Raw genomic sequence first — 12534 nt, forward strand, 5'->3', positions numbered from 1 at the left:
GGCGGTGTGCCGTGGAACCGGAGTGCGCCGTCACTCCCGAACCACCTACGTCGTGTACACGAGATGGGACCGTAGCCGGGTTGGTCCTGGTCCGAAAGCCCTTGTGCAGCAGAGAAGTTGAACTTTTTCCCAGCACAGGACAAAGGCGTGTCCGGGCAGCCCTGACCGGCCCGGAGGCATCCCTCGCCACCGGGCCGTACCTGGGCGTTTCTAGCTGTCGCCGCCCGAGAAGGCAGCGTCGAACGAGGCCGTCGGCGGGTCGAAGTCGAAGCGCTTCAGATCGGCAAGCGCTTGCGGAGCGCCCATCAGGCGGTCCATTCCGGCGTCCTCCCACTCCACCGAGATCGGTCCGTCGTAGCCGATCGAACGCAGCATCCGGAACACGTCCTCCCACGGCACGTCACCGTGCCCGGCGGAGACGAAGTCCCAGCCGCGCCGCGGGTCGCCCCACGGCAGATGCGAACCGAGCCGCCCGTTGCGCCCGTCCAGACGCTTACGGGCCTCCTTGCAGTCGACGTGGTAGATACGGTCCCTGAAGTCGTACAGGAAGCCGACCGGATCCAGGTCCTGCCAGACGAAGTGGCTGGGGTCGAAGTTGAGCCCGAAGGCCGGCCGGTGACCGACGGCCTCCAGGGCGCGTTTCGTCGTCCAGTAGTCGTAGGCGATCTCGCTGGGGTGCACCTCGTGGGCGAAGCGGACGCCCTCGGCGTCGAAGACGTCGAGGATCGGGTTCCAGCGTTCGGCGAAGTCCTCGTAGCCGCGCTCGATCATCCGCTCGGGCACCGGCGGGAACATCGCCACGAGGTGCCAGATCGACGAGCCGGTGAAACCGACCACGGTGTCGACCCCGAAGGCGGCGGCGGCGCGCGCGGTGTCCTTCAACTCCGCCGCGGCCCGCTGCCGTACGCCCTCCGGTTCCCCGTCGCCCCAGATCCGGGCGGGCAGGATGCCCTGATGGCGTTCGTCGATGGGGTTGTCGCAGACCGCCTGGCCGACCAGATGGTTGGACACGGCCCAGCACTTGAGGCCGTACTTCTCCAGCAGGGCGTGCCTGCCGTCGAGGTAGGAAGGGTCGGCCAGGGCCTTGTCGACCTCGAAGTGGTCGCCCCAGCAGGCCAGTTCCAGACCGTCGTAGCCGAAGTCGCGGGCGAGTGAACAGACCTCCTCGAGCGGCAGATCGGCCCACTGGCCGGTGAACAGTGTGAACGGGCGTGGCATGGCGCCTCCAAACCGGGTCCTGCCGGATCTCTGCCGGCCGTCAAGCCTGTACTGCCTCCACCGCCTGCACGGGGGTGTAGACGGAGTTCTTCTGTGCACTCTCCTCCACCGCCGCCAGCACCCGCTGGACCTGGAGCCCGTCGGCGAACGAGGGGACCGGGTCGGTGCCGGACGCGATCGCCTCGACCAGGTCGCGGGCCTGGTGGGCGAACGTGTGCTCGTAGCCGAGCGCGTGCCCCGGCGGCCACCAGGCCTCCAGGTACGGGTGCTCCGCCTCCGTGACCAGGATCCGGCGGAAGCCGGCCGTGGCGGCGGGCTCCCGATGGTCGTGGAAGGAGAGCTCGTTGAGCCGCTCGAGGTCGAAGGCGAGCGAGCCCAGCTCACCGTTGATCTCCAGCCGCAGGGCGTTCTTGCGGCCCGAGGCCATCCGGGTCGCCTCGAACGTGGCCAGCGCCCCGGACTCCAGCCTGCCGGTGAAGACGGCGGCGTCGTCGACCGTGACCGGTCCCCGCTGTGCACCGCCCGACGCGGTCAGTCCTGCGGAGGCGCCCTGGAGCAGGGGGCGTTCCTTGACGAACGTCTCCAGCTGGGCGGAGACCCCCACCAGCGGCTCCCCCGCCAGGTACTGCGCGAGGTCGACGATGTGGGCGCCGAGGTCGCCGAGCGCCCCGGACCCCGCGTGCTCGCGCTCGAGGCGCCAGGTCAGCGGGAAGTCCGGGTCCACCAGCCAGTCCTGGAGGTAGGTCACCCGCACATGGCGCAGGGTGCCGATCCTGCCCTCGGCGATCAGCCGGCGGGCGTAGGTGAGAGCAGGCACCCTGCGGTAGTTGAAGCCGACCATCGCCAGCTGCCCGTTCGCCCGCGCCCGTGCCGCCGCCGCGACCATGGCCTCCGCCTCGGCGACCGAGTTCGCCAGGGGCTTCTCGCACAGCACGTGCTTGCCCGCCTCCAGCGCCGCGATCGCGATCTCCGCATGACTGTCGCCCGGTGTGCAGACGTCGACGAGTTGCACGTCGTCGCGGGCCACGAGGGCGCGCCAGTCGGTCTCCGCCGCGGCCCAGCCGTGTTTGCCGGCCGCGGCACGCACTGCGGCGGCGTCACGGCCGGCGATCGCGGCGAGGACCGGCCGCAGCGGCAGGTCGAAGACGCGTCCCGCGGTGCGCCACCCCTGGGAGTGGGCGGCGCCCATGAACGCGTATCCGACCATGCCGACGCCGAGTGTCGGCGGTGCGGCCTCACTGTCCCTCTGTTGCATACGGAATCCTCCTCGTCGGAGTCAACGGTCTCGTCGGTGTGCACGGTGGGGGCGGGCGCGCCTCCGGTCAGTTGAAACCGGTGGGCAGGTACTGGTCGACGTTGTCCTTGGTGACGACGGCCGAGTAGAGGGTGAGGGAGGCCGGGATCTCCAGTTCGGCCATTCCGCTGACGCCCTTGCCCTGACCGAGGGCGCGGGCGAGGTCGATGGCGGACGCCGCCATCGTCGGCGGGTACAGGACGGTGGCCTTGAGGACGCTGTCGTCGGCCTTGATGGCGTCCATGGCGGACTTCGCGCCGGCGCCGCCGACCATCAGGAAGTCCTTGCGGCCCGCCTGCGCGATGGCGCGCAGCGCGCCCACGCCCTGGTCGTCGTCGTGGTTCCACAGGGCGTCGAACTGCGACTGGGCCTGAAGGAGCTGGGCCATCTTGGCCTGGCCGGACTCGACGGTGAAGTCGGCCGCCTGGCGGGCGACCTTCTTGATGTTGGGGTAGTTCTTCAGGGCGTCGTCGAAGCCCTGGGTGCGCTGCTTGGTGAGCTCCAGGTTGTCCAGCCCGGCGAGCTCGATGACCTTGGCGTTCGGCTTGTCCTTGAGCTGCTCGCCGATGTAGTTGCCGGCGTTGAGGCCCATGCCGTAGTTGTCGCCGCCGATCCAGCAACGGTAGGCCTGCGGGGAGGCGAAGATGCGGTCCAGGTTGACGACGGGGATGCCCGCCTTCATGGCCTGGAGACCCACCTGGGTGAGGGCCTTGCCGTCGGCCGGCAGGATCACCAGGACGTCGACCTTCTTGTTGATCAGGGTCTGGACCTGGCCGATCTGGGCGGCCGTGTCGTTGGACCCCTCGGTGATCTCCAGGGTGACGTCGGAGTAGCGCTCCGCGCGGGACTTGGCGTTCTGGTTGATGGCGTTGAGCCAGCCGTGGTCGGCCTGCGGCCCTGCGAAGCCGATGGTGACGGCCTTGCCCGGCTTGTCGTCGGCGACGGGCGCGTTGTCGGTGGCCGCCTCCTGCTTCTTGGGCTCGTTGCTGGTGCACGCGGTGAGCAGTGCGCCGGCGGAGATCGCGGCGGTGCCGAAGAGCAGTCCTCTGCGGCTGGTGGACGGGGTTTCTGGCATGGCGGGTCTACCCCTTCAACTGGACGGGCTGGACAGGCTGGACGGGCTGAGCGGTGCTGCGGTCGGGACGGGAGGGGGTGCGCGGCGGCGGTGTCAGGCCCGGCCGCCGCGCAGGCTGCGGGGTGTCAGGCGTCGCCGCCGCGCAGGGTCCGGTGCTGGACCAGTACGGCGGCGACGATGATGGCGCCCTTGGCGATCTGCTGGACGGCGCTCTCGAGGTTGTTGAGGGCGAAGATGTTGGTGATCGTGGTGAACACGAGGACACCGAGGACGGAACCGACGATGGTGCCGCGGCCGCCGCTGAGCAGGGTGCCGCCGATGATCGCGGCGGCGATGGCGTCGAGTTCGTAGAGGTTGCCGTTGGTGTTCTGGCCGGAGCCCGCCAGCACGATCAGCATGAAGGCGGCGATGCCGCAGCACAGGCCGGACAGCAGGTAGAGGTAGAGCCGCTGGCGGCGGACGTCGATACCGGCGAGCCTGGCGGCCTCCGCGTTGCCGCCGACGGCGACGGTGCGCCGGCCGAAGGTGGTGCGGTTGAGGACGAGCCAGCCGATGACGGTGACCGCGGCGAAGACCAGCACCAGGGGCGGGATGCCGAGGATGTAGGCGTCCCTGATGCCGAGGTCGAGCACGGAGTCGACGGTGACGATCTGGGTCTTGCCGTCCGTGATCTGCAGGGCGAGACCGCGGGCGGAGGCGAGCATCGCGAGGGTGGCGATGAAGGGCACCATCCGGCCGTACGCGATGAGCAGGCCGTTCACCAGTCCGCAGCCGACGCCGACGATCACGGCGGTGAACAGGATGCCGGTGAAGCCGTACTCCTGGGTGGCCACCGTCGTGGCCCACACCGAGGCGAGCGCCACGATGGCGCCGACGGACAGGTCGATCCCTCCGCTGGTGATGACGAAGGTCATGCCGACGGTGACCACACCGATGACGGACGCCTGGGTGAGGACGAGCTGGAGATTGCTCGTCGCGAGGAACTCGTCCGGTTTGGTGATGCCGCCCACCGCCACCAGCACGGCGAGGACACCGAGCAGGGACAGATTGCGGACATCGAGGCGCAGTCCGAGCGGACGGCGTGAACCCCCCTTGTCCTGTGCGGACTTGGCGGCAGGCATCGGCGCGTCCTGCTGCGCCGGGGTGGCCGGCTGCGTCATGCCGTCTCAGCTCCCTTCCATCACGAGGTCGAGTACGCGGTGCTCGTCGAGCTCCCGGGCGTCCGCCGTGTGCACGACGCTGCCTTCGCGGAGCACCAGCACCCGGTCGGCGAGGCCCAGGACTTCGGGCACTTCGCTGGATACGAGAAGTACGGCGAGGCCTTCGTCGGCCAGCCGGCGGATCACTGCGTAGAGCTCGGCGCGGGCGCCGACGTCGACACCGCGGGTCGGCTCGTCCAGCAGCAGCACCTTGCAGCCGCGCAGCAGCCAGCGGGCCAGGACGGCCTTCTGCTGGTTGCCGCCGGAGAGGGTGCGGATGCGGGCGTCGGGGTTGTCCGGCCGCAACGACAGTTCCCTGGTGGCCCGTTGTGCGGCGGCCCGCTCGGCACGGTGGTCGAGCCAGCCCGCGCGGGAGAAACGGGAGAGGGTGGAGATGGAGACGTTGCGGGTGACCGACTCGAGCATCAGCAGGCCCTGCGCCTTGCGTTCCTCGGGGGCGAGCCCGATGCCGGCGCGGACGGCGGCACGGACGCTGCCGGGCCTGAGGGCGGTGCCGTCGACGAGGACGCGGCCCCCGTCGGCCCTGCGTGCGCCGTAGACGGTCTCCAGGATCTCGCTGCGCCCGGAGCCGACCAGGCCCGCGAGGCCGACGATCTCACCGGGCCGCAGTTCCAGGTCCACCGGGGCGAACTCGCCGTGCCGGGTGAGCCCTTCGACCCTCAGCACCGGTTCCTTGCCCGCGGCGGCGCCGGCGGCGGGACGCTCGGGGAAGACGTACTCGACGTTGCGCCCGGTCATCAGGGCGACCACGTCGCGGGTCGGGGTCGACTTGGCCGGCAGGCCGACCGCGACGGCCCGGCCGTCCTTGAGGACGGTGACCCGGTCGCCGATCCGCCGGATCTCCTCCAGACGGTGGGAGATGTAGACGACGGCGACGCCGTCGGCGGTCAGGTCGCCCACGATACGGAAGAGGTTGTCGACCTCGTCCGGGTCGAGCGCGGCGGACGGCTCGTCCATCACGATGAGCCGTACCTCGTGGGAGAGGGCGCGCGCCATGGAGACGATCTGCTGCTGGGCGGCGGAGAGGTCGCCGACGAGCCGTGACGGATCGATCTCCGGATGGCCGAGCCGCTTGAGGAGACCGGCGGCCGCGGTGCGGGCGGTCCCGCCGCGCACGACGAAACCGGCCGAGGTGGGCTCGTGCCCGAGGAAGACGTTCTCCGCGACGGACAGCCCTTCCACCAGGTCGAGTTCCTGGTAGATGGTGGCGATGCCGAGACGCATGGCGGCGATGGGCGACTTCAGGGAGACGGCCTCGCCCCGCCAGGTGATCTCTCCGCCGTCGGGCTGGTGGGCCCCGGCGAGCACCTTGATCAGGGTGGACTTGCCGGCGCCGTTCTGGCCGAGGAGGCAGTGGACCTCACCGGCCTGGACCTCGAGGTCCACACCGTCGAGGGCGCGGACGCCCGGGAACGACTTGGTGATGCCGGACATGGTGAGCAGGGGTGGTTCTGGTGCCATGACGAATCCCCTCGGCGGGTGCGGCCGGTGAGCGGGCAGGGCGGGACGGGGGTACGGAAGCGGGTACGGGCGGCTCTGGGGCGCCCCTGGCGTCACGAGTGCCGGGGCGTACGGGTGGGAGCGGGCGTGGCCTGGGGGTGCCATGCGACCAGTGCGGGGCGCCGTTCGCGGCGCGGTGTGCCGGGTGGTGCGGGGGCGTGCGGGTGGTGCGGATGGTGCCGTTCGGTGTTGCGACGGTGCTGTGGTGCTGTGGTGCGTTACGGGTCGTCCGGCCCGGTCAGGCCGGCGAGAACAGGTGGTCGCTGATGAGCCGGGCCGCGCCGATGACGCCGGCGGTCGGCCCCAACTCGCCCAGCACGATGGGGAGGTTGCCGGTCGCGAGCGGCAGGGACTGCCGGTAGACCTGGGTCCGTACGCTCGCGAGCAGGGTGTGGCCGAGGCCGGTCACCCCGCCGCCGATCACGACGAGACCCGGGTTGAAGAAGCTGACGAGCCCGGCGATGACCTGGCCGAGGCGGTTCCCTCCCTCACGGATCAGGTCCAGCGCCGTGGCGTCACCGGCCGCGGCGGCCGCCGACACGTCCACGGCCGTGAGCTGCCCGGCGGCCTCCAGCCGGGTGGCGAGCTCCACCGACCGGCCGGCCCGCGCCGCGTCCTCGGCGTCGCGCGCGAGGGCGGCGCCGCTGAAGTGCGCCTCCAGGCAGCCGCGGTTGCCGCAGGCGCAGGCGCGGCCCTCGGGTGCGACCTGGATGTGGCCGATGTCGCCGGCGCTGCCGGTCGTACCGCGGTAGACCTCACCGCCCACGACGATGCCGCAGCCGATGCCCGTGCCGATCTTGATGCACAGGAAGTCACCGACGGATCGTGCGACACCGGCGTGCTGCTCGCCCATGGCCATCAGGTTCACGTCGTTGTCGACCATGACAGGGCAGCCGAGGTCCTGGCTGAGGGCCTCGCGTACGGGGAAGCCGTCCCATCCGGGCATGATCGGGGGCGCGACCGGCACGCCCTCGGGGTAGCGGACGGGGCCGGGGACCCCGATGCCCGCGCCGTCGAAGCCCTCCGCGAGGCCGGAGGCCTTGAGCTTGGCCGCCATCGACAGCACCTGCTCGAAGACGGCGACCGGGCCCTCGCGGACGTCCATGGGGTGGTTGAGATGCCCCAGGACCTCCAACTCGGCGTTGGTGACTGCGACATCGATCGACGTGGCGCCGATGTCCACACCGAGGAAGCGGAGCGCGGGCGCGAGCCTGATGTTGTGGGACCGGCGACCGCCACGGGAGGCGGCGAGCCCGTCGGCGACGACGAGTCCGGTCTCCAGCAGCCGGTCGACCTCGACGGCGAGCTTGGACCGGGACAGGTCGACCTGGTCCCCCAGCTGCGCGCGCGAGTTGGGCCCGCCGTCACGCAGCAACCGGAGCAGTCGCGCCTGATGCGCGTTCGCGGGTCGAGCGGTCATCCGTCTCACGTGCCCCTCCCCTCCCCTGGCCTTCGGCTGGGGACCCGGTCGACTGTGTCCGTCGAGCTTTCGAGGGGAACGTAGCAGCGCTTTACCGAACTGGGAAGAACTTGAGCACAGTTCCGGTCCAACTTTCTCCACACCCGGGACAAAGCTGATGGCTCGCTCGGGCCACATGCGGGGTCCGCCGCCGGCTGACCTGTGACAGCGGACCGCGTGGCAGCTGCCGACCGCGGTCCCGATCGGCCAGGCCGACCGACGTTCCCGGCCGGCGCCGGCCCGGGTCCGGGGGCGGGCGAACTGTCAAGGGCAGTCGATGTCGAAGGTGTTGCTCCACAGGAAGCCTGTGAGATCAACGGTGGCGGGGACCGTTCGGCCGTCCGTGGCGGTGAAGTGGAGCCTGAGGCCGGATATGCAGGGGATGGCTTGCCTTGCGGTCAGGTTCCCCTGGGAATCGGCGCTCCCGCCGAAGTTCGTCTCCTGCAGTTGATCGTCCACGACTCGCACTCTGACGTTGCTGCCCGCCTCGAATCCTGTGCCCTCCACGGTGAAGACCGCACCGCCACCGGATCCTTCCCGGCTCACCCGAATCTGTGGATTCGCGGTGTGCGGAACCGTGACAACAGGCCCTTCGGACGGCGTGTCGAAATGCAGACTGTCAAGCAGCCGGATCAGGGAGCGTACGGAGATCGGCGCCGTCAGATCGAGGGCGCGTGCCATCATGCGGATGTTTCCGTCCGGGCGGAACTGAGGCAGCACACCTCTGTCGCGGGCACTGTGGACGGCGCTTCGTAGTTGGGGCATCTCGATGTCCTTCCCGACGGTCTCCGGGCTTCCATGGCGGTCTGATTCCTGGATCGCCGCCGCAGCGATCACGCAAGGCTGACGAGTGCGAGCACCAGCCCCGTGCCCGAACTCAGCGGTGTCAGCGCCTTGCCGAGTACCGCGCCGAACGCCGCATCACGGTCCACGGCCGCCATCGCGTGCCCTGCCGTCGAAGAGGTGGTGAGCAGATCACCGACCCGGATGCCCCGGTCGGACGCGTCCGAGCGACACCACACCTTGCCCACGACGGCGATGTCCCGCCGCTCCATGTCTTCGGCCGGCTCACCGCCCCGGTCGAGGACGAGTGCCGGCACGCGGTCGCCCGCTCCGGAGACCACGCCGGCCACACGCGAGTCGTACTGCCGCACGCACGGCGCCAGCGCTCCGTCGTCGTCGAGGACGACGACCGTACCCGGACCGACCTCGTCGACGTCGGGGGCAGCGTCGGCCACGGCGAACTGCTCGGCCACGTCCCCTCCCGTCAGGATCAGGTCCCCGGTGACTTCCACGTCCCCGGCGAAGAACCCCGCCTTGCCTCCCGACATCGCTTGGCCGACGACACCGTTGTGACCCCTGCCGAACAGACCGTTCCCACCGTTGTCGTTGACGCCGGCCACTCCTGCCTTCGCCGCGTCCTTCCCGATCCCCAGGACGCCGTCCCCCGTCTCGCTCACCCCCACGACACCGCTGCCACCGGCGCCTCGCCCGTCTCCGAACAGACCGTTGTGGCCCCTGCCGAGGACGCCGTTGCCGCCGTTGTCGTTGACGCCGGCCACTCCCGCCTTGGCAGCGACCTTCCCGATCCCCAGGACGCCGTCTTCCGTCTCGCTCGCCCCGATGACGCCGTTCCCGGCCTGCCCGTGTCCGACGACTCCGCTGGTGCCCCTGCCGAACACGCCGTTCCCGCCATGGTCGTTCGCACCGGCCACGCCTGCCTTCCCGGACACCTTGCCGAATCCGAGGACGCCGTCCTCCGACTCGCTCACCCCGAGCACCCCGGCTTCGTTCTGCCCCGTTCCTTGCACCTGGACCATGGCTGACTTCCTCTGGCTGGGTCCGAACGAGTTGCGCCGGTCGGTGCGCCGGCGCCACCAGTCGTTCGCTGTCGTGTACGACGAGAATTGGCGTCTACGAGATCGGAGCCCATCGAGCCCGGAGGAAACCCTCTGACGGTTCCGAGTGGGCTTCTCGCGCCTGTCCGACAGGATCAGGCGTTGGCGTCGCCTCTATGTTTCAACCGTACCTCCGGTCGCGCCAAGCACAATCCGGCGACTGGTTACGTCTTCAACAGGGCCCATGAAGACGTGAGTTGCGGCTCGGCGCCCGCTCGGGCCGGCCGCCCGGCACGTCCGCGTGGGGCAGCCGCCCGGCGCGTCGGCAAGCGCCCCGCCGTGGCCCTCCGTGCCGGTGGCGCGGGCACCGGCCCGGGCGCCGGGTCAGGACTGTTCGTGCTGGTGGTAGGTCTTGCGGGTGTGCTCCGTGTGCGCCCGCATGACCTCCGTGGCCCGCTTCTCGTCCCGGGCCGAGATCGCCGCGATCAGTTCGCGGTGCTCGATCCACGACTGGCGTCCCCGCTGCCGGGCGACGGGGGTGTAGTACCAGCGGACCCGACGGTCGACCTGCCCCGCGAGCTCCGCCAGGACGAGGTTGCCGGCCAGCTCCATCACCTTGGCGTGGAAGGCCGCGTTGGTGGCGACCGCCAGGTCGACGTCGTCGTCCGCGACGGCCTGCTCCCCCTGGGCGCACAGTTCCTCGAGTGCCTCGATGCCGGCCGTGCCCGAGTTCGCGGCCGCGAGCCTGGCGGCCTCCGCCTCCAGCAGCGTGCGCACGGACAGGAGTTGGTCGGCCTCCGACTCGGTCGGCTCGTGGACGAACGCGCCCTGGGCGGGACGCAGATCGACCCAGCCCTCGGTGTTGAGCCGCTGCAGCGCTTCGCGCACGGGCTGGCGGGAGACGCCGAGATGACCGGCGAGCTCGCTCTCGACCAGGTGCTGGCCGGGCCGCAGCGCACGGGTGGTGATCAGTTCCAGCAGCGCCTCGTACACGCGCTCACGCAGCGGGCCGGGCCGTTCCAGTTTGGGCACGGTTCCCTGCGGCAGTCCTGCGGACAGCATCGGCGGTCCCCTTCCGGGCGATGGAGCGGGCGGTGACGGACGACAACAGCGATCGAGGAATTGGCTATCGTCTACAGTCTACCGAGCGCAATCGGGACCGACACCGAGACGCCGGTCACGTCGCCGGGTCCCGAACCGGTCACATCGGCCGTTTCCGAACGGGTCACAGCCCCCGTTCCCGAACCGGTCACATCGGCCGTTCTCCGAACAGTCGCAGTCCCCGTTCCCGAACCGGTCGCGCCGGCCGTTCTCCGACCCGTCGCCTCGCCACCGCGAACCGACCGGGCCGGCCCTCCCGCCCCGGTCGCCTCAGCCGTCGGCACCGACCAGCGGCAGCAGCCGCTCCAGGAAGACCCGCTGGCCGCCGACCAGCTTGCGCCGCGCCTCGTCCAGTCCGTACCACTCCGCCCGGTTGATCTCCGGGAACTCGCTGAACCGGCCCGAGCCCCTCGGCCACTCCATGGTGAAGGTCCCCGGCACGACGAGGGACGTGTCCAGGTCGCCCTCCAGCGCCCAGGCCGTCACGACCTTGCCGCTCGACTGGCGCGCCTCGCCGAGCGGATGCCACGGCCCCTCCGGGGCCTCGAGCCCGAGCTCCTCCGCGAACTCCCGTCGCGCCGCGGCCATCGGCTCCTCGTCGGGGGTGTACTCACCCTTCGGGATCGACCATGCCGCCTCGTCGCGCGACTCCCAGAACGGGCCGCCCATGTGCCCGATGAGTACCTCGACACCGGTTTCCCGCCGCCGCCACAGCAGCAGCCCGGCACTCCGCTTCGCCACCATGCCGTTCAGTGTGCCGCCCCGGACGTCAGGGGCAGCGGATGACCTGGCCCGCGTACGAGAGGTTCCCGCCGAAGCCGAAGAGCAGCACCGGGTCGCCCGACCGGATGTCCCCGCGCTCGACCAGCTTGGACAGTGCCATCGGGATCGAGGCGGCCGAGGTGTTGCCGGAGTCGACGACATCGCGGGCGACGACGGCGTTGACGGCGCCGATCTTCTGCGCGAGCGGCTCGATGATGCGCAGGTTGGCCTGGTGCAGGACCACCGCCGCGAGGTCCTCCGGCGCGACGCCCGCACGCTCGCAGACCTTGCGGGCGATCGGCGGCAGCTGTGTGGTGGCCCACCGGTAGACGGCCTGGCCCTCCTGCGCGAAGCGCGCCGGGGTGCCCTCGATCCGCACGGCGTGTCCCATCTCGGGGACCGAACCCCACAGCACCGGGCCGATGCCCGGCTCCTGCCCCTCGGGGGTGGCCTCCACGACGGCCGCACCGGCGCCGTCGCCGACGAGGACGCAGGTCGAGCGGTCGGTCCAGTCCACGATGTCGGCCATCTTGTCCGCCCCGACGACCAGCGCCCGGGAGGCCGCGCCCGCCCGCAGGGTGTGGTCGGCGGTGGCGAGCGCGTGGGTGAAGCCGGCGCAGACGACGTTGAGGTCCATCACGGCGGGCGAGCCCATGCCCAGCCGCGCCGCCACACGCGCCGCCATGTTCGGCGAGCGGTCGACGGCGGTCGACGTGGCGACCAGCACCAGGTCGATGTCGGCGGCCGTGAGCCCGGCGGCGGCCAGCGCCTTGGCGGCGGCGTGCGCGGCGAGCTCGTCGACCGGCTCGTCGGGCCCGGCCACATGGCGGGTCCGGATGCCGGCACGGCTGCGGATCCACTCGTCACTGGTGTCGACCATGGCCGCCAGGTCGTCGTTGGTGAGCACCTTGGAGGGCTGATAGTGCCCGAGCGCGACGACACGTGAGCCGGTCATGGATGGCGTTCTCCTCGCTCAGTGAGCAGGAAAGACCCAGTCTTGGCTGCTACCGACCGGTACGGCGGCACGTGATCCCACAGCTTCCCGCCCCGGACTTTGGAGCTTCCCG

11 protein-coding genes are annotated in these 12534 nt (G+C 70.9%); all 11 read right to left on the bottom strand.

The window, feature by feature from the left end; translation table 11 throughout:
• Positions 1 to 210: 210 nt before the first annotated feature.
• Positions 211 to 1218: a sugar phosphate isomerase/epimerase family protein gene (locus SPRI_RS06070; protein WP_005309341.1), complete on the bottom strand. Its 1008-nt coding sequence runs from the start codon at positions 1216 to 1218 to the stop codon at positions 211 to 213.
• Positions 1219 to 1258: 40 nt separating this feature from the next.
• Entirely contained in the window at positions 1259 to 2473 is a 1215-nt protein-coding gene (locus tag SPRI_RS06075; protein WP_005309344.1) for a Gfo/Idh/MocA family protein, read from the bottom strand.
• 67 nt (positions 2474 to 2540) lie between these two features.
• On the bottom strand, positions 2541 to 3587 hold the full coding sequence (locus tag SPRI_RS06080) for a substrate-binding domain-containing protein (protein ID WP_053556748.1): 1047 nt from the start codon (positions 3585 to 3587) through the stop codon (positions 2541 to 2543).
• 125 nt (positions 3588 to 3712) lie between these two features.
• Positions 3713 to 4747 carry an ABC transporter permease gene (locus SPRI_RS06085; RefSeq protein ID WP_005309348.1) on the bottom strand — a complete coding sequence of 345 codons (1035 nt, stop codon included), beginning with the start codon at positions 4745 to 4747 and terminating at the stop codon, positions 3713 to 3715.
• A gap of 6 nt (positions 4748 to 4753) precedes the next feature.
• A complete protein-coding gene (locus SPRI_RS06090; RefSeq protein WP_005309350.1) occupies positions 4754 to 6268 on the bottom strand; it encodes a sugar ABC transporter ATP-binding protein in 1515 nt (504 codons plus the stop codon).
• Positions 6269 to 6545: 277 nt separating this feature from the next.
• Entirely contained in the window at positions 6546 to 7727 is a 1182-nt protein-coding gene (locus tag SPRI_RS06095) for an ROK family transcriptional regulator (RefSeq protein ID WP_053556749.1), read from the bottom strand.
• Between the two features lie 303 nt (positions 7728 to 8030).
• Positions 8031 to 8603, bottom strand: coding sequence for a hypothetical protein (locus SPRI_RS06100; protein WP_005309356.1), 573 nt, complete (start codon positions 8601 to 8603; stop codon positions 8031 to 8033).
• Entirely contained in the window at positions 8600 to 9586 is a 987-nt protein-coding gene (locus SPRI_RS06105) for a hypothetical protein (RefSeq protein WP_005309358.1), read from the bottom strand. The genes SPRI_RS06100 and SPRI_RS06105 overlap by 4 nt, the downstream gene beginning before the upstream one ends.
• Positions 9587 to 9988: 402 nt before the next feature.
• Positions 9989 to 10666 carry a GntR family transcriptional regulator gene (locus SPRI_RS06110; protein ID WP_005309360.1) on the bottom strand — a complete coding sequence of 226 codons (678 nt, stop codon included), beginning with the start codon at positions 10664 to 10666 and terminating at the stop codon, positions 9989 to 9991.
• 309 nt (positions 10667 to 10975) lie between these two features.
• Complete coding sequence (locus SPRI_RS06115; protein ID WP_037773266.1) at positions 10976 to 11449, bottom strand: NUDIX domain-containing protein; 474 nt, start codon at positions 11447 to 11449, stop codon at positions 10976 to 10978.
• A 25-nt stretch (positions 11450 to 11474) separates the two neighbouring features.
• Entirely contained in the window at positions 11475 to 12422 is a 948-nt protein-coding gene (locus SPRI_RS06120; protein ID WP_005309364.1) for a beta-ketoacyl-ACP synthase III, read from the bottom strand.
• Positions 12423 to 12534 lie beyond the last annotated feature (112 nt).

This window comes from Streptomyces pristinaespiralis (genome assembly GCF_001278075.1).
GTDB classification, from domain to species: Bacteria; Actinomycetota; Actinomycetes; order Streptomycetales; family Streptomycetaceae; genus Streptomyces; species Streptomyces pristinaespiralis.